The sequence below is a fragment of the uncultured Maricaulis sp. genome (assembly GCF_963975345.1).
Lineage (GTDB): Bacteria > Pseudomonadota > Alphaproteobacteria > Caulobacterales > Maricaulaceae > Maricaulis.
In genome coordinates, this window is sequence record NZ_CAXBGE010000006.1 from 193,027 (window position 1) to 214,805 (window position 21,779).

Below are 21,779 nucleotides of genomic sequence, written 5' to 3' on the forward strand. Positions count from 1 at the left end.
TATCCAACCTCCGTTTCTGTTGTCCGCATGCCTATTGAACCGCCCGTCGTCCCGCAGATGTGCCGGTTGACGGCCCGGTTGGTACGCACTTGCCAATTCCCGCCGCATCATTGGAGCACAGCCGTTCGCGATAGCTTGCCGGCGTGAAGGGCATGGGAATCGGCAATGTTGGGCTGATCGGCTCCGTGGTGAAGACCATTTTGACCGGCAAGGCGGGGGTGTGCGTGATCCCCGTGCCCCAATTCCAGGGATTGGGGCCGCTATCGACCTGCAGACAGGCATCGTAGAGCGGATCAGTATAGCTCGTTGCCCCGGTCCAGGCGACCTCATGATAACTGAAGGCCGGGCCGAAGCCGGGGTAACCGAACGCCGAATGACCGATGGCGATGATCTGGTTGAGACCGAAACCGGACCGCATGCAGGATTCATTGAGATCGCAACCGACCAGGTTGGCGAAAGTCGCAACGATTGTTGCGCAATCGGTGCAATTGATCGTGGCGCCATTCCCGGTGCCGGCGGTGAGGAAGTTGATGAATTGGGTGCCCAGAAAGACCATTTGCGAGATCGAGTAGTCGGCGCGGGTATAGACGGACGCGCCCCGGCTCATGTCATAGGTCAGTCCGAGGTGTTGATTGGTTTGGAGCGTGATCGCAGCGGCGGCCGTGTCAACGGTTTTCGTGCCGGCGGCCCAGCTGCACGCGAAGTCCAGCGCGTCGGTCCAGGGCGCTTGGGTGTCGGCGGGAAAATTGGCCTGTTTCCAAGGCGCTGTCGGCACGTCCAGGACCGTGTAGATGCGATGATGCGTCGTCTGCATCGTGGTCCAGGCACCGCCAGAGACAGGTCGGTATTGCCAGACCCAAGCGGTGTCAGTGCGCGCCACGCCGGCGCTGGCCAGGGTTTGGTGATTGAGCGGCAAGGTGACCCATTCCGGATCGGACACACTGTTTTTGAAATTGATGGTTACAGGGTCGATTGCACCGAGCAGGCCACCACCAGTCGCCTGAATTTGCATTTGCGTCGCGGTTTTGTCGCCGATGACGAAGCGGGCTTTGATCGTGACAGTATTGCCGGCAATCGCTTTGAGCGCGTAGGCCGCCGGCGCTTGCGCGGGGCTGGTTTCCTTGCGAACCCATTCGGGCACGTCGACCTGCTGGGTGTAATTCTTGCGGATATTGAGGGCGCAGGTCGCGGTGTTCGCCGGGCTGTGGTTGAACATGATGCCGGCGATATCGACCTGCGGAAGCGAGTCGCAAGTGCTGGGTTTGCTCAGATATGTGGCGATAAAAATTGCGGCGGTCGCGACGAGCGAGGCGATGAAGTCCGCCGCTGCCGCCCAGGGCAGCAAAAACTTCAGGACCAGTTTGACCAGCATGCGCAATAGCGCCCAGAAGCCGACATTGAGCACCAGCCTGGCAAGCTCCTTGAGCATGCCAGATTGATAGAGAATTCCGCCCATTGTGAAAATCTGGCCGGCCGTCATCAGTGTGCCGAGCGCCAGAATGGATGCAATGCGCGGGTTCAACAGCACCTTGCCCACGATATAGCGCAGGGCGTTATCGGTCAGATTGGCGCGGACGCCGAACATGACGTCGATGACGCCGCCGACAATGATGAAGACGAGCTGGGCGCGCCAAAGCGTGCAATCGTCAAACTCGGCCTTTGGCGCGCGGAAAATGACCCGCGACGTGTCGCCCTTGTGCCAGAGCATGACATGTTCGTTGTTGACGACGTGACGGGTGACGAGAAACGGGAGGTCGAGCGGTGCGTCTCGCATCCGGGATTCTGCCTCATCCCAGGCGGTGCCAATCTTGGCGCGGGCGCTTTCAAGCGCATCTCCGCTAAGTTGGGCTTTCAGCTCCGCAAGTTCCCGCGCCTTGGCGGTCTTGAGCATGTCGGGGTGGGATTTGAAAAGTGCGGAGAAATCAATCGAAGCGCGTAGCTTGGCGAGCGTGTCTGCGGGCAGTTGCTCGAATTCTGGAATGTCGATCCCGGCGTCGGCGTCCTTGGCTGTTGCCCCGTGAGCCAGCTTCGTGACCTCGGCATCGAGATAGGCGCCATCGGCCAAGCCGATCGGGTGCCCTGAAATCATATTGCGCGCAGGCGGCGACATGAATTCATAAATGGCGGCGAGATTCGCTGCAGCCAGATCAGGCAGGGCGCTCATATATTGGGTGATTTCCGCCGCGCTCAGCGCGCGCGACCAGACATCGACGCGGGAAATATAGCCCTGCAGCGAGGTCGAGGCTGAGGGCCGGCCGTGAGACAGCGCCGCGCCAATCAGGAGATTGCTGTCAATTTGCATCGTCGGGATCGGGCCAAAAGCGCCACTTCCAACGGCGACGCCGTTCACATAGATCGTCAGGGAGGTTCCGTCATAGGTCGTCGCGACATTTGCCCACGCTCCCGCGCGAACAGTCTGCGTCGATGCGAGCGTATCGACGGCGTTCTGGTTCGATCCGCGTTGAGACTTGACCTCATAGCCTGAGCCATTGTCAGCCGGCGCCAAATACAGCGCCATTCCGGAATCTGTCTCAAGGTCTGAATTGACGAAAATCGCCTGCGTGCCCAACTCGCCCGGATTGAGATAGACCCAGGCCTGGATCGTGTAGGGATCGACCTGCAATCCGCCCGGATTGACCCGTTCGTCGCGGATTGGCTGGGCATAGGCGGTGCCGCCGAAACTGACCGCCGGCGTTTTGGCAGCCATGGTGGCGCCGTCCTTAAGGCTGATCGGGTATCCGTGCGGGCCTTTGTCCAGAGGCGGGCTCTGGGTAAAATCGAACCAGGCGGCGATGGTGGCCGGATCGGGCTCGCCATACATATTGGCCATCACCTGATCGGGTGTCAGTGGGGTGTTGTAGACCCGCACACAGCGCGCCGCGCCCTGCAGGGTGTGGCCGATCTGGAACGGATTGGCACTGGTTTGCCCGGTCCCCGATATCGCCTGAAAGACATTGAATTCGCCGTCGATGAAGAGCCTGACCTGGCCGCCGCTATAGGTCACGCACACATAACGCCATTCATCTTCCGAGAGGGCGTTCTTGGAAATGTCCGAATAGACGGCCGGGTAGCCGTCGATCGCGACATGGAGTGCCTGACCGGTCAAACCAAAATCGAAAACGCCATCCTTGCAGAAGATTGATGCATTGGCGCACAAGCCGCCCAGCTTGATCCAGGCATCAACCGAGAAGGGCTGGCTGCCGTCCATGGCCATCGGCATCTGGTCCGACGTCTGCGCATTGGCGAAAGCCGATAATTGCAGCTGGATATATTGGGCAGGATTGAGGGGGGTGGGCATGACCAGGTCTCCCTTGAACGCCTGCGCGGCGTCTGATTGACGGGTTGAACAAATACGCGGTCAGGCGAGGAATACGGTACCGGTGTCGCCCAGGCGCACCAGAACGCCATCCTCCGGCATGCCCTCGATATCCTTCGGTCCGACGTCGAAACTGTCCCAGGATTCGCCATATTGATGCGCGGCATGGCGGCTGTCCTGGCCGTAATAGAGCGTGGTCTTCAGCGTTGCGCCGGCCGGCCAGGTATTCGTTCCGCTGGGCAGCGATCCCCAGGTTGTCACCGTTCCGTTGAAATTTGCCGGGACAATGCCGGAACCGGTTATCACCGTCGTGTTGGATGTATTGCCGCTGGCCGTCATGTTGGCTGGTGCGCACTGGACGCCGAATGTTGTGCCCGCCGGAAGGTTTCCCAGTACCTCAACCTTCGCCAGGACCGGAACGGTCGACGAGTTCGGATTGGTCAGATTGTCGAGCCGGCTGAATTGGCGATTGGGGTAGCTTTGCAGATAGGTGAGGTTGCGACCGCACACATTCTGGTTCTGGCGAACCCACAGGATGTAATCACCATAGGAGGCAAAACTGTCGGGGATGGTGGGCACCACGGTCGGGCTTGCGACGGCAATCAGGCAGAAGAGATGGTTGGCGAGGCCGCTCAACAGGAAGGCGTCGGGACCGACGCCGACGGCATTTGCCGGCACGGGTGCCATGGCGACATAGGGGTTGCCGGTTCGGGTCGAGAGCGGATTGCCCTTCCAGATGCTGGGCGTCATGAAGAGCGAGCTGCTCGCGCGGTAGGCGTGAACATACCAGCCGGTCATGGTCGTGGGCGCGAGATTTTTCGTTCGCGTGTAGATCAGATTGGTTTGACTGCCGAGCTCAACCGGCTGGTTCGGATCCGATGCGTAATTCTGCGTGAAATAAGTTTGTGGGTCGGCGACCTGAGCGTGGCAGATGATGTCGGGCGAATAATACGGATATCCCGGAGATGGAATAGTGCCGGTATCGTTCAGCGAGTCACGCATCAACAAACCGTCAAAGCCAGCCATGGAATTTTCTCCCCGATCCAAACTCAGGAGAAGGATACACCTTTGGGGTGTGTTTGCCAGTGAATCTATTTAAGGGCATATTTTCTGAGGAATTTCTGAGAGATCATGGGTCAGGCACGGCTCAGATCCCGCGCTTTCTGCACCCGTGTAGCCGATGGTGAGGGTGGAGGGCGGTGCCCACGTTCGGGGAGTGCGCTCAATCCCGCCCGCCTATTTCGGCGCCGGTGTCTTGTCCTTGAAGCGGCAGAGATCTTCGATCGGGCAACGCCAGCATTCCGGCTTTCTCGCTTTGCAGACATAGCGTCCGTGCAGGATCAGCCAGTGGTGAGCGCCCTTCATGAATTGCGCCGGCACGATCTTCATCAGGCGGGCTTCGACTTCTTCTGGGGTTTTTCCGGGAGCCAGTCCGGTTCTGTTGCCGACGCGGAAGATATGGGTGTCCACCGCGATGGTCTCTTCGCCGAAGGCTTCGTTGAGCACGACATTGGCGGTCTTGCGTCCGACCCCGGCCAGCGCTTCCAGTGAGGCGCGATCATGCGGCACCTCGCCGCCATGGCGCTCGACCAATTGCTGCGACATCAGGATCGCATTCTTGGCCTTGTTGCGGAACAGGCCGATGGTCTTGATCCGGTCGCGGACATGGTCCTCGCCCAGCGCCAATATCTTCTCGGGCGTGTCGGCCTCTTGGAACAAGAGCCTGGTCGCCTTGTTGACCCCGACATCGGTCGCCTGCGCCGACAGCGCGACGGCGAGCAGCAGGGTGAAAGGGTTCACATAATCGAGCTCGGTCTTCGGGTCGGGACGGTCCTGCGCCAGCCGGGCGAAGAGATCGAGCGCCTGTTCGCGGGTCAGGCCACGAGGGCTGCGTTTGACCGGTTTTTTGGCGCGTGTCGTGGTTGGGGTCTTGCTCATGCGCCTTGTTAGCCCACGCGCCGGGGTGGCGTCATGCCGTTTCTTGCGTGCGGGCGCGTTCGTCATCCCCGCCTCACAATTGGCAGTGCTGAAAACCTTTCTCGATGAGGTCAAGCAATGGACATGGGTTTGATCTCTCCACGATTGGCGAAATCAAAATTTACGCTTGCCACCTCTGGCTGCGCCTGACAGCCTCACACGACAAATCAATCAGGGTAAGGGAGTGAGATGGCGATGATCCGTGCGGCACTAGCAACAGGGCTATGGATAGTGATGGGCTTGCCGGCGGAGGCCGAAGCCGGCGAACCCGATAGCGCTGCGGCGACGATCGACGCTGGCTGGACCGAGCTCGCCCCCGCTGGCCGGTATGCCGATGCCTTGGCATCCCGGTACACGCCAGAAGGTCTGCCGGCAGAGTATGCAGAGGCCTATTTACGCAATGGCGAAGTGCAATTGCTCAACTTCACGGGACGGTATCTGGAGGCGCACAGTCGGTCTGCGTCTGCGGCTTATATGTCCGAAACGCCGATCGATTTTACGGATCCGGATGCCGTCATCGATCTGGAGACGGTGAATACGGCAGTGCCCGAGGCAGCGATCAACGCCATCCGGGAGCTCGCCCGGGACCGGCAGATTGTCATCCTCAATGAGGCTCACCAGATGGGCCGTCATCGCGCCTTTGCCATAGAGCTGGTCCGTGCGCTGCGCGAGGACGGGTTCACCTATTTTGGTGCCGAGGCCTTCTCTCCAACCGCCGAGGCGGCATGGCAAGCTCGTGCTGTGCCGCGCCGGGAAACAGGCTTCTATTTCAGTGACCCGCTATTTGGGGAATTGCTGCGGACGGTCGATACGGCCGGTTATCATTGGTTCGACTACGAGGCCCGAGCCGATCAGGAACAGGATTGTTCGCCTGATCCGTGTTCGGCCGCCGAGCGGGTCGCCTCGCGCGAGCGCGCCCAAGCCGGCAATATTGTCGAGGCCGTGCTGGCCGAGCATCCCGATGCCAGGCTGGTGCTTTATGTTGGCTACAGCCATCTGGATGAAACCCCTGGTCTTGACGAGGCGGGGCGGCCGCTTGGCTGGATGGCCGCCGAGCTGACGCGATTGACGGGTATTGACCCGCTCACCATCGACCAGGTCAGTGGATCGGGTATGGGCAACGCGCAAATCGGGACGCTGGCGCGGGCGCTTCGTGACCGGCACACCCTGACCGAGCCGAGCGTCTTTCGCCGGGAAGACGGAAGCTTGATGCCGCCGCCAGCCTCGAGATGGCTGGCTGACCTGATGGTCGTCTTCCCGCGATATACGCCTGTGCAGGGCCGCGCGCCCTGGTTGTTCGACCGGCTGCACCGACTGCCTGTCCCGATCGAGCTCGACGCCGATCCAGCCCGACCCATGGTTGTGCAGGCGTTTCGCGCGCCGCACGAGGCCGGAGATCGGCCCTTCGATCAGCTTGCGATCCTGCCGGACGAAACCGATTTTCCTGTCACATTGGCGCTCGATGACGGCAGCTATGACCTCGTGCTGCAGATTGCCGGCGATCCGGATCTTGAGTTCGGCCATGTCGATGTCAGCGACGGCGAGGCGCAGGTTTCATACGCCCAACCGCCACGATAACCCGGCCGCCAATGATCAGCGCGCTGTCGAGACCAGCAGCCAAAGCGCCACCGCGACCAGCAGTAGCGAGAGTGCGCGCTGGACGATGAGGCGGCGCGGGCGGTTATCCAACAGCAGGCGGGCGCTGCCGGCGAGGGCGATAATGGCGAGGTGGATGAGGGTCGCGATCAAGACCGAGATTGCGGCCAGCATCACCGCCTGCTGTGCGACCGGTCCGGCCGGGTCGATGAATTCCGGGAAGACGGCGATGTAGAATAATGCCGCCTTGGGGTTGAGGATATTGATCACGAAGCCGCGCAGGAAATAGCGGCGCAGACCCTGTGAGGCCTCCACTGGTGCGGTCTCACCGGCCTCGCGCCAGCCCTCCCAGGCGAGATAGAACAGGAAGCTCACCCCGCCCCAGCGCAGCAGGCCATAGAGCATGTCCGAGCGCTCGATCACGGCACCAAGGCCGAGCGCAGCGGCCAGTCCGACCAGGCCCAGACCCAGTGCAATTCCAGCCACAGCAGCGAGGCCAGCCCGGCGACCCTCGTTCACGCTGAGAACGGCGAGCCAGGCCATATTGGGGCCCGGCGTCAACTCGATCACCAGCACGGTGAAAGCAAAGGTTAGAAGGGAGGCGAGTTCGATCATGTCCCTTGACTACGCAAATGGAGCGGAACCGTCACTGGTCGCGGCAGGTCTGGCTGGAGGATTTGGCGTGTCACCAAGGAATTTTCTATAGGTATGAAGCCTAAAATCGATTGGAATAATGGTTTGCGATCCGGCATGGTGAGGTCATCGCATTGGAGCGCACGGCTTGCTTCAATCATCACGAAACTTGATCGGAGAGCATTATGGACGGCGAAAGCAAGTGCCCGGTATTGGCAGCGTCACAGCGGCACACAGCGGCCGGTGCGCCTTCAAACGCCAAATGGTGGCCCGAACAGCTGAATCTGCGCATTCTCCACCAACAGTCCAGCCGCTCCAACCCTTTGGGCGCGGACTTTGATTATGCCGAGGCGTTCAAAAGCCTCGATCTCAAGGCCCTGAAACAGGACCTCTATGCCCTGATGACGGATTCGCAGGAATGGTGGCCGGCCGATTACGGTCATTATGGCCCGCTCTTCATCCGCATGGCCTGGCACAGCGCCGGCACTTATCGCGTCGGCGATGGCCGCGGCGGCGCGGGCAGCGGCTCGCAACGCTTTGCCCCGCTCAATAGCTGGCCCGACAACGTCAATCTCGACAAGGCGCGCCGCTTGCTCTGGCCAGTAAAGCAGAAATACGGCAACAGGATTTCCTGGGCTGATCTGATGGTGCTGGCTGGCAATTGCGCTCTGGAATCAATGGGCTTCAAGACCTTTGGCTTTGCCGGTGGTCGCGTCGATGTTTGGGAGCCGGAAGAGGATATCTATTGGGGCGGCGAGAGCGAATGGCTCGGCGATGAGCGCTATAGCGGCGATCATGATCTGGATAACCCGCTCGCGGCGGTGCAGATGGGCCTGATCTACGTCAATCCGGAAGGCCCAAACGGAAAACCCGATCCGGTCGCCTCCGGCATTGATGTCCGTGAAACCTTCGCGCGCATGGCGATGAATGACGAAGAGACCGTGGCGCTGGTCGCTGGGGGTCACACCTTCGGCAAATGCCATGGTGCCGGCGATGCGGGCCTGGTCGGGCCGGAGCCGGAAGCCGGTCCCATCGAGCAGATGGGGTTGGGCTGGAAGAGCCGTTTTGGCAGCGGCATCGCCGGCGATCAGATCGGCAGCGGTATCGAAGGTGCCTGGAAACCCAATCCGACGACATGGGATATGGGCTATCTCAACACGCTGTTCAAATATGAGTGGGAGCTCTCGAAGAGCCCGGCCGGTGCCCATCAATGGCATCCCAAGAATTGTGAGGAGGCCGACATGATCGTCGATGCCTTCGATCCGAAGAAGAAGCATCGCCCGATGATGACGACGGCGGATCTCTCGCTGCGCTTCGACCCGATTTATGAGCCGATCTCCCGGCGCTATCAGAAAGACCCGGCCGCTTTCGCTGACGCTTTCGCCCGTGCCTGGTTCAAGCTGACGCATCGCGATATGGGACCGAAATCGCGTTATCTCGGCGCCGAAGTTCCCGCCGAGGACCTGCTCTGGCAGGACCCGATCCCGCCAGCCAAGGGCAAGCTGATCGACGCCAAGGATATCGCCAAGCTGAAGAGCAAGCTCCTCGCCTCGGGCTTGTCCAATGCCGAGCTGGTGCAGACCGCCTGGGCGTCGGCTGCGACCTTCCGAAGCTCCGACATGCGTGGCGGTGCCAATGGCGCGCGTCTGCGTCTCGCGCCGCAAAGGGACTGGGCGGTCAATCAGCCGGCCCAGCTGGCACGCGTACTCAAGACGCTCGAGGGCATCCAGATAGCGTTCAACGCTTCAGCAAACGACGGCAAACACGTCTCGCTCGCCGATCTGATTGTCCTCGGTGGCTGTGCTGCCATCGAGGCGGCCGCGAAGAAGGGCGGGCATGATGTCACCGTTCCTTTCAATCCGGGCCGCACCGATGCGACACCGGAGCAGACCGATATCGACGGTTTCGAGCCGCTCGAATTGACGGCCGATGGTTTCCGCAATTATCTCGGCAAAGCGCATGATCGCCCCGCCGAGGAAATGCTGGTCGACAAGGCGCAATTGCTGACCCTGTCAGCACCGGAGATGACGGTTCTGGTCGGTGGTCTGCGGGTGCTCGATGCCAATGCCGGCGGTGTCCAGCACGGCGTCTTCACGCAGCGCCCCGGCACGTTGAGCAATGATTTCTTCGTCAATCTGCTCGACATGCACACGACTTGGGCGCCGTCATCCGGGTCTGATGCCGTGCTCGAAGGCCGCGACCGCGCGACCGGCAAGGTCAAGTGGACGGCGACAAGGGTCGATCTCGTTTTCGGCTCCAACTCCCAGCTGAGAGCTCTGGCGGAAGTTTATGCCAGCGCGGGTGCGGAAGCGTCATTTGTGACCGAATTCGTCGCGGCTTGGGCCAAGGTGATGGATCTGGACCGCTATGATCTGACCTGATCAGCACCGACGCTGTCGACAGATGATCCAGAAAGAGAGCGGGCTGCACGGGCCCGCTCTTTTCTTTTGGGCGCCGCGCAGGCTGCGGTGAAACGTCACCTGTTGCGCCCGGGCGGACCGGGCTTAAATTGACCGATGGCAAGCCTTGTCGAATCCTGGCCCGCTCTGGGCGATGGCGGTGAGCCGGCCTTGGGGCCGTTCACGATGGATGCCGAGCTGGCGCCCAATCGCTCTTTGCCCAATCCGGCTTTCAACGTGCTTATGATCACGCTGGGTCTGGTGTCCTTCTTCTCCGGTATCGTCTTCATATCGATGGGGGCTTGGCCGGTGACGCCGTTTTTCGGGCTCGATGCGCTGCTGGTCTGGCTCGCGTTCAAGGCGTCCTATCGCGATGGCCGCCGGCGCGAATATGTCCGGGTCGATGCGCGCGATATCGAAGTGACGCGCCAGCACCCGACCGGACATGTGCGCCGTTACCGTCTGCCGACGGGTTGGGCGATGCTGAAACATCTCAATGCCGGCAAGCATGACGCCCAGGTCGCCATCGGCTCGCACGGGCGCTGGCTGGTGCTCGGCGCCTTTCTCAGCCCGAAGGAGCGCGATGAATTTGCTGCCGCGCTGGGGGCGGCGATCGGGCGGGCGCGCAATTTCACGCCCTTGGCCACCGAGCCTGATCTGCCGCAAGAACCGGGTGGCGAGCTGGCGTAACCGGCCTAAACTCCGCCCCATGACCGCTACGATCTACACCCTCGATGCCGCCGCCCGCGATTTTGATCGCGTTTCGGCTGCCCTCGCCTTTCTCGGCAATCATTGGCAGGACCATCCCGATCTGGATGCCGCCGCGAGCGCCGCTGGCCTGTCGCCGCACCATTTCCAGCGTGTCTTCACGCGCTGGGTCGGGGTCAGTCCGAAGAAATATGTCGGAGCCCTGGCGCATGGCGCGGCCCGCGCGGCGCTTGATGGCGGGGCTTGTGTGCTCGATGCCAGCTTTGAGGCGGGCCTGTCGGGTCCCGGACGCCTGCATGATCTCTTCATTGCCCACGAGGCGGTGACGCCCGGTGAAGCACGGCGACGCGGCGCGGGGCTGGAGTTTGTCTGGGGCGCGGCACCGACGCCGTTTGGCGAGGCGGTGTTCTTGATCGCGCCGCGCGGCCTGTCGGCGCTAGCCTTTGCCGATCCCGATATTGATGAGGGTTTCGCCGATTTGCAGGCGCGCTATCCGGCCGCCAATTATCGCCGCGATGACGATCTGGCGCGGCAATGGGCCGAGCGCGTGTTTGCGGCGGTGCCGGGCGAGCCGATCCCGCTGGCGCTCTATGGCACGCCCTGGCAGCGTCAGGTCTGGCGCGCTTTGCTCTCGATCCCGACCGGGGCGACGACGACCTACAAATCCATCGCCGATGCGGTCGGCTCGGCCAAGGCGTCACGCGCGGTCGGGGCTGCGGTCGGGGCCAACCCGATCTCCTGGTTGATTCCCTGCCATCGCGTGCTGGCCAGCAACGGGCTTTTGACCGGCTACCATTGGGGTGTCGACCGCAAGCGCGCCATGCTCGCCTATGAGGCCGCGAGGGGGTAAAAGGGGGGCATGGTTATGACCCTCTATATCGTTGCCCTGATCATATTCACTATCTCCGCCTCGCTGTTCTCGCGCTGGCTGGCGGCGCGCATCAATCTGACGGCCGATGCCCGCACCGAATATGGCGAGCGCCTGCTGACCAAGCCCGGCACCATCAAGGGTGTCGAGGAGGCGGTGTTTGTGAAGCTCTATGTCGCGGCGCACGAACCGCGCTGGGCGCTGTATATCCCGATCGCCCTATTGTCGGCGGCACTGTCGACGCCGCTGCTGGCGATTGCGCTGACCGCCTTCTGGCCGGTCTTCGTTTCAACGCTCGATGGCGGGCCTTGGTATGATGTCGGCTATTATCCGTGGATGTTCTACATGTTCTTCGGGTTTTGCGGCCTGTGGGCTTTGTGTGCCGCCATTGTCGCCCGCATCCACCATGCCCGGGCACCGGAAGCTTTCCAGCCGGCCCTGGCACGCGCGCGCGGCGAGCCGCTTGACGATGTCGTGATTGTGCGTCCGCGCCCGAAATGGGCCGTCAAGGCGCGCCCCGACCCGGCCCCGGATGCGAAACCCGCAGACAAGCCCGACGACAAGCCCGCCACGGAGCCCAAATAATGGAATTCCTCCACACCATGGTCCGCGTCTCGGACGTTGATGCCAGCCTGCGCTTTTATTGCGACGGGTTGGGCCTCAAGGAAATCAGCCGCTTCGACAGCGAGCCGGGTCGCTTCACCCTGATTTTCCTCGCCACCCCGGCCGATATCGCGCGCGCTGGTTATACTGGCGGCAAAATCCCGACTGGCCTGCCCTGCATCGAGCTGACCCATAACTGGGATCTGGAGAAATATGATGGCGGCCGCAATTTTGGGCATCTCGCCTATCGTGTCGCCGATATCTACGCCACCTGCGCCCATCTCGACGCCATGGGCTATCTGATCTGCCGCCCACCACGCGACGGTCACATGGCCTTCGTCCGCTCCCCCGATCTGATCTCGGTCGAATTGCTGCAAAGCGGCGACAGCCTGCCGCCGCAAGAGCCCTGGGCCTCGATGGAGAATACGGGGAGTTGGTAGGGGTAACAAAATTTGATCTAAGGCCCGGATTCCAAAACGGACTCTGGATCAAAGAGTTAGCCTCGACTAGCTGCTTCCATTTTGAAATCGACGATTTTTCGGCTTGGATCGGTGCCAAAACTCGGTAATGTCGCCCCCAGCGAACGGCGTTCGCTAGCGAAGAAGGGCGGCCACTTTGACCGCCCTTCCCTAGTCCACTATCAGGTCGCGTTGGCTTAGAACTTGAACTGATACTGGTACGGCCAACGGCGTGTGTGCTCGCACACATGCTCGAGGCGGCCGAAGCGAATGCGGGTATATTCCCGCACATGGACGCGCATAGCGTACATAGTCACTCCTCCTCTTCTTCTGCCGGATAGAGCCGGACGACTCCGGAGCACCCTGTGCGCCCGCGCGGATTGGCGCGTCGGATGGCGGAGAGAAGAATCGAATCGACGACTTCACGCAGACATACTGAGTGAGAGTCAGCCCACTGGGGAACCCTTTTATCCAGTATTCCACCGGAAAAGGGTCGGCGCGGAACAAAAACGCAACAATTTTATCTAGTGCGGGGTCCGGGGGCTAACCTAAGCCGCCCGCTGCATGTCCTCAAACCGCTTGCCAACCTCATCTTCGAAGCTTTCGGCGAGGACGGTGACGCGTTCGATTCTGTCAGTGCGGAAGTGGCGGAAATTATTGCGCAGTTCGCACCAGGCTGTCAGCAGCCAGATCCGGCCGAAACAGGTCAGAGCCAGCGGGCGGATGACGCGGGTCGTTGCCTCATCGCTGAGCGAATTATAGCGCACCCGCAATTTGCGGCGATTGCTGATCGCATTGCGCACCGGGCCAAAGGCTTCCGGCCGCACCGTGTCGTCGAGGAAGGCGGCAAACAGCGGCGCCGATTTGAGGCGTTCGCGATGCGTGTCCGGCAGGGCGTGCTCGATCTTCGACAGGGCTTCGGCGGCGGCGGAGGCGAGATCGCGGTCGCCGGTGGCGCGCACGAAGCGGGCGCCCAGGGCCAGGGCGTCGAGTTGCTCATAGCTGAAAGTGATTGGCGGCAGGTCGAAACCAGGCCGCAACACATAGCCGACGCCGGCCTCGCCATCGATCGGGGCACCGGACCCGATCAGATGCGCGATGTCGCGATAGATGGTGCGTTCGGAAACTTCGAACTTATTGCCCATGTCCTGGGCCGTCACGGCGCCGGGCGCCGCCTGGCGCAGGGCCTGGATGATGCGGATTAAACGTTCGGCACGACGCACTGACATCTCCTGACGCCATTCATGTATGGCGGCAAGGTGTCAGGATTTGCGGTTTCGCGCAAGCCAGCTGTTACGGGGGAAAATGCCTCGCAGCCGTCTGGAGCCCTCCTGACGTCAGGCTGTCAGTTGGGGTGCGCTAATGTCCTGCGTGTCGGGACAGAAGGAACCAGAGCCATGACCGTATTCGAAATCGTGACATATAGTGTCAAGGATATCCAAGCCGCAGAAATCGCGCGCGAAAAGGCGCGCTCGGCATTGGCGGCCTATCCCGGCTTCATCGGCTGGACCCGCTACGCGACGGCCGAGGACAACCGGCATTTCGTTGACCAGGTCGAGTGGGACACGCTCGCCGAAGCGAAATCGGCGCAACTTGCCTTCATGACCGACCCGGCCATGGCGGATTTCATTGCGGCCATCGATACCGTGCTGGCGATGTCGCACGTGAAACAGGTAACCTAAACCCTAACGACATCCTGCATCGAATACAGGCCGGCCTCGCGGCCCTTGCCGCCATGGCACATCCAGTGCGCCGCAGCGATGGCGCCGCGGGCGAAGACGTTGCGATCATAGGCGCGGTGCGAAATCGTCAATTCCTCAAGCTCGGCGAGAAAGCGCACGGCGTGTTCGCCGACGACCGAGCCACCACGGCTGACGGCGAAACCGATCTGGCCCGGCTTGCGCGTGCCGGTGACGCCTTCGCGGCTCCAGATCGCTGTGCGGTCGAGGTCGACGCCACGTGCCTTGGCGGCGGCGCGCCCCAGCAGGAGCGCCGTGCCCGAGGGTGCGTCGGTCTTGAGACGGTGATGGGTCTCGGTAATTTCAATGTCCCAGTCCTTGGCCGGCAGGGCCGCGGCCTGTTCGACCAGCGCCTCGATGACGGCGATGCCGAGCGAGAAATTGCCCGTCATCAGGATTGGCACCCGTCGCGAGGCGGTGGCGAGCCGCTCGAGCTGGCCGGGCTTGAAGCCGGTGACGCCGGTGACGAGGCAGCAATGGTGCGGCAGCACCGCCATGCGTTCGGCCACCGAGACCGTCATTGCCGGCAGGCTGGCATCGATCACGATATCACTGTTGGCGACGCTCTCCTCAAACGAGACCGACGCCAGGCAGCCATGCGGCGCCCGGCCCAGCATCTCGCCGATATCCTGTCCGACGCGCGGTGATTCCGCGCGGACGATGGCACCGACCAGCTGCATGCCCGGCGCATCCAGCACCGCTTCGCAAATCGCGCGTCCGAGCCGGCCGGTGGGCCCGAGAATGGTCACTTTGATGGACGGGTTCAAAACACGCCTCCGTAAATCAGGCCGTCGGCAAATTTCTCGAACAGATAGGAGCCAAGGATCGGCAGGATGGGGATCAGGATATAGAGGCTGAAGCGCAAGGTCACCGAGGTTGAGATCGGCCATTCCGGCCGCCGCTCGACCCAGACTTCATAATCGGTGAGGCCGGCCAGGGCAGAGGCGGCGCTATCGTCACCCGCGAAGGCCCGTTCGCGGGCCTGCGCCATCAGCTTGTGAACCTGCGCCAGTTCAACCGCCTTGGCAGCGTGGATCTTGCGCTGAATCGGGCGGACGGCATTCGTCAGGGCAACCACACCGCCCAGCACAGCCAGCGCAATCGCCGGTGTGGCGATCCATGCCTGACTCGCATCGGCGACGAATAACAACAAAACGCCGGCCATCACCAACCAGGAGCCCGCAGCGGCCAGTCCAATGCGGCCAAAAATATCGAGGCGTTCCAAGTGGTAGAGATCGATCACGACATGTTCGCTGATCAATTTGCGCATTTCCCGGCCTTCGCGGGCCAGGCTCAAACCGGCGCGCATGCCCACCGCATAGAGCCAGGGTGAGAGCAGCAGAAACCATAATCCGATCGACTGCAGGTATTGCAAGAGCGTCACGGACTGGGACCGGAGCATGAGGAGATTGAACACCAATCCGACAATCACGCCGGCCGCCGTCAAGGCCCAGTAATAGCGGCGCCAGGACACGGGCGCGCCATCGCACAGGGCGTTGGCGGCCTCATGGCCCAAGGGTTCGATCGCCGCCAGAAGGCTGGCCCGCTCGGTTTCCCAGCGGCGGCGGCCGATTTGTGTCAGGGCGACGCCGGTTGTCAGGATCATCGACAGAACGAAGCCGACCCAGCTGACCGTGTTGAGCTGCCAGGTCCCGGCGGCATCGACATAGCCCAGATGGGGCCGCCCGGTGATCTCGGCGATCATCGCAAACGAGCCAAAACTGATCACGAAGACGGCAAGCGTCGTGCCCCAGAACCCCAAAGGAGACCAGCGATACAGCGCGGTCTCTGCCGAAGTGAATCGGTTGAGGTCCAGGGTCGGCAGGGATTTGGCGTCGCTTGTCGTCATGCGGCCCACATTAGGACGTGCCGGACGTTTCTGTCACCCGGTCTGTGAGCCGGGGTCGCAGGGGCTCAGGCGTTGGGCCGGCCGTCATCTGTGGTGACTTCATTCCAGAATTGTTTGACCTTGGTGAAGAAGCCGTCGCTGTCGGGATTGCAGCCTTCGCCGGAGAGCGAGCAGAACTCCTTGAGGAGTTCCTTCTGGCGTTCGCACAGATTGCGCGGGGTCTCGACGAAGAGCTCGATCACCATATCGCCGCGTGGACCACCACGAAGACGCGGCATGCCCTTGCCGCGCAAGCGCATGCGGCGACCGGTCTGGGCGCCGGCGGGGATCTTAAGCTCGGCCTTGCCGCCATCAATCGTCGGAACTTCGATCGTCGCTCCCAGCGCTGCAGAGACCATTGAGGCGGGCGTGCGGCAATAGAGATTGGGTCCGTCACGCTCGAATAATTGGTGCGGCTTGGCGGAGAGGAAGAGGTAGAGATCGCCACGTGGACCGCCGCGCGCGCCGGCTTCACCTTCGCCGGCAAGGCGGATGCGGGTGCCGTCTTCGACGCCGGCCGGGATGTTGACGGTCAGGGTGCGGTTCTTGCGCACGCGCCCGACGCCATCACAGTCCTGGCAGGGTGTCTTGACGTATTGGCCGCGCCCGCCGCACTGCGGACAGGTCTGTTCCATCGTGAACAGACCCTGGGAGCGGCGAATGCGGCCGGCGCCATGACAGGTCGGGCAGGATTCCAGATCGGTTCCGGGCTCATTGCCATGGCCGTCGCAACGCTCGCAATTCATCGCCGTCGGGACGGTGATGGTGGTTTCCTTGCCGTTGAAGGCATCCTCCAGCGACACTTCCATGTCGAACCGCAAATCATTGCCGCGTGCCGGGCCGGTCTGGCCGCCGCCGCGCCGTCCGCCGCCACGCCCGAAGGCATCGCCGAACACCTGCTCGAAAATATCGGCAAATTCCGCAGCCCCGCCGGCCCCGAACGGGCCTTGCCCGCCAAAACCGCCATTGCCGCCCTGTTCGAAGGCGGCGTGGCCCATGCGGTCATAGGCCGCGCGCTTGTCGGCATCGGACAGGATGGCATAAGCCTCGCCAACTTCCTTGAACTTGGCCTCAGCGGCGTCATCGCCCGGATTGCGGTCCGGGTGAAACTCCATCGCCAGCTTGCGATAAGCGACCTTCAGGGCCTTCTCATCGGCGGTCTTGGCGACACCAAGGATTTCGTAGAAGTCACGCTTGCTCATTACAACTCTTCCGATTTCAGCACCAGCACAGCGTTTTGACGCATCTGCCTTGCCAATTCATAACCATTTCGCAGGCACAGGCCGGCAGCCCCCACTGTGATCCCGGCTTCATGCCGGGTCTCCAGCAGGATCATACGGGGCCATATGGTTCGGGGCGCATCCCCGAAAAAGGCCTCAAGGACAATTTCCTCAAAGCCTTCAATATCCATCTTCATGATGTCGACATGATCGACACCGGCTTCATGCAGCGCCGCCCGTAGCGGACGCAGGCGAACAGTGCTGCCCATCCCGCCGCTCTCGATATGCACTTCACCGCGATTATTGTCGGACTGGACCAGCACCGCCTCGCCTTCTTCCGCGCCAAGCGCATAGGGCAGGACCGTGACATTGCCCGCGCTCGACGCGGCGAGATTGAATTCCAGCCGGCGGCGGTTTTCGACATCCGGTTCGATCGCGATCGCCTTGATCGGGCGCCCAAGCGCGGCGGCATCGGCGACGGCAGACAGGGTGTAGAAGCCGGCATTGGCGCCAGCATCGACGAAAACAAAACCTTCATTGGCCGACTTGGCGGCAATCATTTCGCGAATGGCGGCGCGTTCGGCGCTGTCCCAGGTTTTCGAGCCGGCAAAGACGCGTTTCTCGCAACGATTATCGCGCATGTGCAGGCGGGCAAACTGGCCGGGGAAGACCTCGACATCGGCGATATCGCGTCCGCCCGACATCAGCATGCGGCGCACCACGGATTCGGCGCCGCGCCGCAGCCCGTCGGTGGGCAGGCTCATGGCAAGCCGCCGCAACCATTCCTCACGGGAGTTCAGTGCAAAGGCACCAAAGGGCGCCGTCATCGGGTCGGGATTCGACATCATCACGCTTTCCAGCTCAGGCCGGGACGGTGCTGCTCGCGCAAAACCGTCCCGGGACTGATGGAGTTTAAGCGTCTTTCTTGGCGTCGTCGTCAACCTCGGAGAATTCCGCGTCGACAACATCATCATCCGCCTTCTCTTCGCCGTCGCTCTCGGAAGCTTCCGATTGCTGGGCCGAATAGATGGCTTCGCCGAGCTTCATCGAAGCTTGGACCAGCGCCTGGGTCTTCTGCTGGATGGCTTCGAGATCTTCGCCATCCTTGACCTCTTTCAGCTCGGCCAGCGCCGTCTCGATCAGCTCCTTGTCGGCGGTCGGGACCTTGTCGCCGAACTCTTCAAGCTGCTTCTCGGTCTGGTGCACCATGGCTTCGGCGCCGTTCTTGGCCTCGACCAGAGCGCGGGCGGCCTTGTCGCTTTCGGCGTTGGCTTCGGCGTCCTTGACCATCTGCTCGATATCGGCGTCGGTCAGACCACCCGAGGCCTGGATGCGGATCTGTTGCTCCTTGCCGGTGGCCTTGTCCTTGGCCGAGACGTTGACGATGCCGTTGGCGTCGATGTCGAAAGTGACTTCGACTTGCGGCATGCCGCGCGGTGCCGGTGGCAGGCCGACCAGGTCGAACTGACCCAACAGCTTGTTGTCGGCAGCCATTTCACGCTCGCCCTGGGAGACGCGGATGGTGACGGCGGTCTGGTTGTCGTCGGCGGTCGAGAAGACCTGGCTCTTCTTGGTCGGGATCGTCGTATTGCGTTCGATCAGACGGGTGAAGACACCGCCCAGCGTTTCGATACCCAGCGAGAGCGGGGTGACGTCGAGCAGCAGCACGTCTTTGACGTCGCCTTGCAGCACGCCGGCCTGGATGGCGGCACCCATGGCAACGACTTCGTCCGGGTTGACACCCTTGTGAGGGTCGCGGCCGAAGAAGCCTTTGACGACTTCCTGCACTTTCGGCATCCGGGTCATACCGCCAACCAGCACGACATCATCGATATCGGCGGCGGTCAGGCCGGCATCCTTGAGCGCTTTCTTGCAGGGCTCGAGGGTGCGCTTGACCAGATCTTCGACCAAGGCTTCGAGCTTGGCGCGCGAGAGCTTGATATTGAGGTGTTTCGGACCGGAAGCGTCGGCGGTGATGAAGGGCAGATTGACTTCATAGCTGGTGGCCGAAGAGAGTTCCTTCTTCGCCTTTTCAGCTTCTTCCTTCAGACGCTGCAGGGCCAGCTTGTCCTTGCGCAGGTCGATCGCGTGTTCTTTTTTGAACTCGTCGGCGAGATACTGGACAATGCGCATGTCGAAGTCTTCACCACCGAGGAATGTGTCCCCATTGGTGGCTTTCACTTCAAACACGCCATCGCCGATCTCGAGCACCGAGACGTCGAACGTGCCGCCGCCGAGGTCGAACACGGCAATCGTCTTGCCTTCATTCTTGTCGAGGCCGTAGGCGAGTGCGGCTGCGGTGGGCTCATTGATGATGCGCAGGACTTCAAGACCGGCAATCTTGCCCGCATCCTTGGTCGCTTGGCGCTGGGCGTCGTCGAAATAGGCCGGCACGGTGATGACGGCCTGCTCAACTTTTTCGCCGAGATGCGCTTCGGCGGTCTCTTTCATCTTTTGCAGAATGAAGGCGGAGATTTCCGAAGGCGAATATTTCTTGTCGCGGCCCTGGACCCAGGCGGCGTTGTTTTCCGACGGGACGATCTTGTAGGGCACCATGTCGATGTCCTTCTTGACCGTCGGGTCATCCATCGTGCGGCCAATCAGGCGCTTGATGGCAAAGAAGGTGAAGTCCGGATTGGTGACAGCCTGGCGACGGGCCGGCTGGCCGATCAGGCGTTCGCCGTCAGCGGAAAACGCGACAACGGACGGGGTGGTGCGGGCGCCCTCGGAATTTTCAATCACCTTTGCGGTGCCGCCTTCCATGACGGATACGCAGGAATTGGTGGTTCCCAGGTCGATGCCGATGACCTTGCTCATAGATATATTCTCCGTTTTTCTCACAGCGGGACCGCCACGCGGATACAGACCTTGAAATCAAGCGTCCATTACCCGGGTTGACTGCCCCCTTCGGGATCGTCGTTGATTGTCCAGCGGAGCCGCCGCCGGACGTGGTTCGTGTTCAGCGGTAATAGCCCCGCTCTTGGTAGGCGATTTAGGGAGCGACGGCGCGGAGCGCAAGTGCGCGTGCAGGATCAGTGCAGGGTTTTTGCGATTCCCGCCCGTCCTGCCCGTGCGCTGACGTATCCGACGGTGAGGCGTTGCCCGCTTGAGGAAATGCGCTGATCGCACCAGCCGCGCGCTTTCCGGGTGGCCGCGCTGCGTGGACTGCGGCATTTTCTGGCCCATGACCGCGCCCTTTATCCTTCCCGACGGCTTTCGCTATCTGCCAGGCCATTTTGACCGCTCGGCCCAGTCGGCGCTGATCGAGGCGGTGATCGCGGCGCAGGCGTGTGCGCCCTTCTGGCGGCCTTCCATGCCACGCACCGGGCAGCCGCTCTCGGTGATGATGACGAATTTCGGCCCGCTCGGCTGGGTGACGGACAAGGCGAAGGGCTATCGCTATGAGCCGCGTCACCCAGAGACCGGCCAGCCCTGGCCGCAAATACCCGCAGCCCTGTTGCAGCTCTGGCGGGATTTCGCGGCCTATCCGGCGCCACCGGAGGCCTGTCTGGTGAATTGGTATGCATCGGACAGCCGGATGGGGCTGCATGTCGATTGGGACGAAGAGGCGACCGATGCCGCGGTGATCTCGGTCTCGCTGGGGGACAAGGCGCGATTTCGTATTGGTGGCCCGCAGCGCGGTGGCAAGACTGGTTCGCTGATCGTGTCATCGGGTGATGTCGTCGTGCTCGGCGGCGAAGCCCGGCGCTGTTATCACGGGGTCGACCGGATATATCCGGGCACGTCAACGCTTCTGCCTGAGGCCGCGTTCACCGGCGGCGGGCGGATTAATTTGACCCTGCGGCGAGTGACCCTGCTTGAGCTGGGACAAGGTTGAATATTCGCCTGCGAAAAACCGGCCACCTTAATTTCGCCACGCCATTGGTCGCATGATGCAATCGGTTGACCTTGGCGACTTGTTCGCCGGGCATCCAGGATTGAATTCATCATAGCGACCGGATGTGGTGCGGTTTCGCGCCCCGGTCGGACAGGGAGGCATGATATTATGTTCAGGAAAATTCTCATTGTTGGTTTGGCGACACTCGGCTTGGCCGCATGCGGCGCGACCAGTCAGGGCGCCCTCGCCGGCGGGGCTATGGGCGCTGCGGCGGGTGCCATCATCGGCAATAATACCGGTTCGGGCGATGCTCGCACTGGCGCCATCATTGGTGGCGCGATCGGTGCTGCAGGCGGCGCCTATGCCGGTTGCCGCAGCGAAGGCACCTGCATGTGGGATCAAAACAACACCCACCAGTCGCGCCTCTATACCGACCAGCGTACCGGCGGCCAGTATTATCTCGACGACAGGGATGGCTGTTCCTACTGGCGCAATGGCGAACGTCGCGGCTGTTAAGCCCGACTGACCGATAAGGG

General features: G+C 61.9%; 19 protein-coding genes. 9 read left to right on the forward strand and 10 right to left on the reverse strand.

What is annotated here, in order from left to right:
- Positions 1-31 precede the first annotated feature (31 nt).
- From AAC029_RS08600 to nth, 3 genes are all read right to left on the reverse strand, one after another.
- A complete protein-coding gene (locus tag AAC029_RS08600; protein ID WP_339746385.1) occupies positions 32-3,298 on the reverse strand; it encodes a LamG domain-containing protein in 3,267 nt (1,088 codons plus the stop codon).
- Between the two features lie 60 nt (positions 3,299-3,358).
- On the reverse strand, positions 3,359-4,342 hold the full coding sequence (locus AAC029_RS08605; RefSeq protein WP_339746388.1) for a hypothetical protein: 984 nt from the start codon (positions 4,340-4,342) through the stop codon (positions 3,359-3,361).
- Positions 4,343-4,552: 210 nt separating this feature from the next.
- The gene (gene nth, locus AAC029_RS08610) at positions 4,553-5,254 is read right to left on the reverse strand and encodes an endonuclease III (protein WP_339746390.1); all 702 of its coding nucleotides are present in this window, start codon (positions 5,252-5,254) and stop codon (positions 4,553-4,555) included.
- Positions 5,255-5,482: 228 nt separating this feature from the next.
- On the opposite strand from nth, the gene AAC029_RS08615 reads away from it, so the two are divergent.
- Positions 5,483-6,871, forward strand: a complete 1,389-nt coding sequence (locus AAC029_RS08615; RefSeq protein ID WP_339746392.1) for a hypothetical protein — start codon at positions 5,483-5,485, stop codon at positions 6,869-6,871.
- A gap of 15 nt (positions 6,872-6,886) precedes the next feature.
- Here the strand turns inward: AAC029_RS08615 and AAC029_RS08620 are convergent, their stop codons facing one another.
- Positions 6,887-7,504, reverse strand: a complete 618-nt coding sequence (locus AAC029_RS08620; protein WP_339746393.1) for a LysE family translocator — start codon at positions 7,502-7,504, stop codon at positions 6,887-6,889.
- A gap of 203 nt (positions 7,505-7,707) precedes the next feature.
- Here AAC029_RS08620 and katG point away from each other — a divergent pair, with 203 nt between their 5' ends.
- From katG to AAC029_RS08645, 5 genes are all read left to right on the forward strand, one after another.
- Positions 7,708-9,903, forward strand: coding sequence for a catalase/peroxidase HPI (gene katG / locus AAC029_RS08625; protein ID WP_339746395.1), 2,196 nt, complete (start codon positions 7,708-7,710; stop codon positions 9,901-9,903).
- Between the two features lie 135 nt (positions 9,904-10,038).
- Complete coding sequence (locus AAC029_RS08630) at positions 10,039-10,611, forward strand: DUF2244 domain-containing protein (protein ID WP_339746398.1); 573 nt, start codon at positions 10,039-10,041, stop codon at positions 10,609-10,611.
- A 19-nt stretch (positions 10,612-10,630) separates the two neighbouring features.
- Positions 10,631-11,479 carry a bifunctional helix-turn-helix domain-containing protein/methylated-DNA--[protein]-cysteine S-methyltransferase gene (locus AAC029_RS08635; RefSeq protein WP_339746399.1) on the forward strand — a complete coding sequence of 283 codons (849 nt, stop codon included), beginning with the start codon at positions 10,631-10,633 and terminating at the stop codon, positions 11,477-11,479.
- A 15-nt stretch (positions 11,480-11,494) separates the two neighbouring features.
- Positions 11,495-12,082 (forward strand): hypothetical protein, encoded by a 588-nt coding sequence (locus AAC029_RS08640; protein ID WP_339746401.1) that lies wholly within the window; start codon positions 11,495-11,497, stop codon positions 12,080-12,082.
- The gene (locus tag AAC029_RS08645) at positions 12,082-12,540 is read left to right on the forward strand and encodes a VOC family protein (RefSeq protein WP_339746403.1); all 459 of its coding nucleotides are present in this window, start codon (positions 12,082-12,084) and stop codon (positions 12,538-12,540) included. Before AAC029_RS08640 ends, AAC029_RS08645 begins: the two co-directional genes overlap by 1 nt.
- A gap of 566 nt (positions 12,541-13,106) precedes the next feature.
- Here AAC029_RS08645 and AAC029_RS08650 read toward each other — a convergent pair.
- Positions 13,107-13,781 (reverse strand): YafY family protein, encoded by a 675-nt coding sequence (locus tag AAC029_RS08650; RefSeq protein ID WP_339746405.1) that lies wholly within the window; start codon positions 13,779-13,781, stop codon positions 13,107-13,109.
- A gap of 174 nt (positions 13,782-13,955) precedes the next feature.
- Here AAC029_RS08650 and AAC029_RS08655 point away from each other — a divergent pair, with 174 nt between their 5' ends.
- A complete protein-coding gene (locus tag AAC029_RS08655) occupies positions 13,956-14,240 on the forward strand; it encodes a hypothetical protein (RefSeq protein ID WP_339746408.1) in 285 nt (94 codons plus the stop codon).
- On the opposite strand, the gene dapB is transcribed toward AAC029_RS08655, so the two are convergent.
- From dapB to dnaK, 5 genes are all read right to left on the reverse strand, one after another.
- Positions 14,237-15,064, reverse strand: coding sequence for a 4-hydroxy-tetrahydrodipicolinate reductase (dapB, locus tag AAC029_RS08660; RefSeq protein ID WP_339746410.1), 828 nt, complete (start codon positions 15,062-15,064; stop codon positions 14,237-14,239). The two genes, AAC029_RS08655 and dapB, sit on opposite strands and share 4 nt — an antisense overlap.
- A complete protein-coding gene (locus AAC029_RS08665; protein WP_339746412.1) occupies positions 15,061-16,146 on the reverse strand; it encodes a hypothetical protein in 1,086 nt (361 codons plus the stop codon). The genes dapB and AAC029_RS08665 overlap by 4 nt, the downstream gene beginning before the upstream one ends.
- A 65-nt stretch (positions 16,147-16,211) precedes the next feature.
- Positions 16,212-17,387, reverse strand: coding sequence for a molecular chaperone DnaJ (dnaJ, locus tag AAC029_RS08670; protein ID WP_339746415.1), 1,176 nt, complete (start codon positions 17,385-17,387; stop codon positions 16,212-16,214).
- Positions 17,387-18,253: an FkbM family methyltransferase gene (locus AAC029_RS08675; RefSeq protein WP_339746417.1), complete on the reverse strand. Its 867-nt coding sequence runs from the start codon at positions 18,251-18,253 to the stop codon at positions 17,387-17,389. Before AAC029_RS08675 ends, dnaJ begins: the two co-directional genes overlap by 1 nt.
- Positions 18,254-18,317: 64 nt before the next feature.
- Positions 18,318-20,222: a molecular chaperone DnaK gene (gene dnaK, locus AAC029_RS08680; RefSeq protein WP_339746420.1), complete on the reverse strand. Its 1,905-nt coding sequence runs from the start codon at positions 20,220-20,222 to the stop codon at positions 18,318-18,320.
- A gap of 367 nt (positions 20,223-20,589) precedes the next feature.
- On the opposite strand from dnaK, the gene AAC029_RS08685 reads away from it, so the two are divergent.
- Positions 20,590-21,243 carry an alpha-ketoglutarate-dependent dioxygenase AlkB gene (locus AAC029_RS08685; RefSeq protein WP_339746422.1) on the forward strand — a complete coding sequence of 218 codons (654 nt, stop codon included), beginning with the start codon at positions 20,590-20,592 and terminating at the stop codon, positions 21,241-21,243.
- Between the two features lie 168 nt (positions 21,244-21,411).
- Positions 21,412-21,759, forward strand: a complete 348-nt coding sequence (locus AAC029_RS08690; RefSeq protein WP_339746424.1) for a hypothetical protein — start codon at positions 21,412-21,414, stop codon at positions 21,757-21,759.
- The last annotated feature ends 20 nt before the right edge of the window (positions 21,760-21,779 follow it).

Excerpts from the sequence above, each read along its gene's own strand:
- AAC029_RS08665 (WP_339746412.1), bottom strand. The coding sequence starts at position 16,146 with ATGACGACAAGCGACGCCAAATCCCTGCCGACCCTGGACCTCAACCGA.
- AAC029_RS08690 (WP_339746424.1), top strand. The coding sequence starts at position 21,412 with ATGTTCAGGAAAATTCTCATTGTTGGTTTGGCGACACTCGGCTTGGCC.
- katG (WP_339746395.1), top strand. The coding sequence starts at position 7,708 with ATGGACGGCGAAAGCAAGTGCCCGGTATTGGCAGCGTCACAGCGGCAC.
- dnaK (WP_339746420.1), bottom strand. The coding sequence starts at position 20,222 with ATGAGCAAGGTCATCGGCATCGACCTGGGAACCACCAATTCCTGCGTA.
- AAC029_RS08685 (WP_339746422.1), top strand. The coding sequence starts at position 20,590 with ATGACCGCGCCCTTTATCCTTCCCGACGGCTTTCGCTATCTGCCAGGC.
- AAC029_RS08675 (WP_339746417.1), bottom strand. The coding sequence starts at position 18,253 with ATGATGTCGAATCCCGACCCGATGACGGCGCCCTTTGGTGCCTTTGCA.
- AAC029_RS08605 (WP_339746388.1), bottom strand. The coding sequence starts at position 4,342 with ATGGCTGGCTTTGACGGTTTGTTGATGCGTGACTCGCTGAACGATACC.
- AAC029_RS08655 (WP_339746408.1), top strand. The coding sequence starts at position 13,956 with ATGACCGTATTCGAAATCGTGACATATAGTGTCAAGGATATCCAAGCC.
- AAC029_RS08635 (WP_339746399.1), top strand. The coding sequence starts at position 10,631 with ATGACCGCTACGATCTACACCCTCGATGCCGCCGCCCGCGATTTTGAT.
- AAC029_RS08620 (WP_339746393.1), bottom strand. The coding sequence starts at position 7,504 with ATGATCGAACTCGCCTCCCTTCTAACCTTTGCTTTCACCGTGCTGGTG.
- AAC029_RS08615 (WP_339746392.1), top strand. The coding sequence starts at position 5,483 with ATGGCGATGATCCGTGCGGCACTAGCAACAGGGCTATGGATAGTGATG.
- AAC029_RS08640 (WP_339746401.1), top strand. The coding sequence starts at position 11,495 with ATGACCCTCTATATCGTTGCCCTGATCATATTCACTATCTCCGCCTCG.
- AAC029_RS08645 (WP_339746403.1), top strand. The coding sequence starts at position 12,082 with ATGGAATTCCTCCACACCATGGTCCGCGTCTCGGACGTTGATGCCAGC.
- AAC029_RS08600 (WP_339746385.1), bottom strand. The coding sequence starts at position 3,298 with ATGCCCACCCCCCTCAATCCTGCCCAATATATCCAGCTGCAATTATCG.
- dnaJ (WP_339746415.1), bottom strand. The coding sequence starts at position 17,387 with ATGAGCAAGCGTGACTTCTACGAAATCCTTGGTGTCGCCAAGACCGCC.
- AAC029_RS08630 (WP_339746398.1), top strand. The coding sequence starts at position 10,039 with ATGGCAAGCCTTGTCGAATCCTGGCCCGCTCTGGGCGATGGCGGTGAG.
- nth (WP_339746390.1), bottom strand. The coding sequence starts at position 5,254 with ATGAGCAAGACCCCAACCACGACACGCGCCAAAAAACCGGTCAAACGC.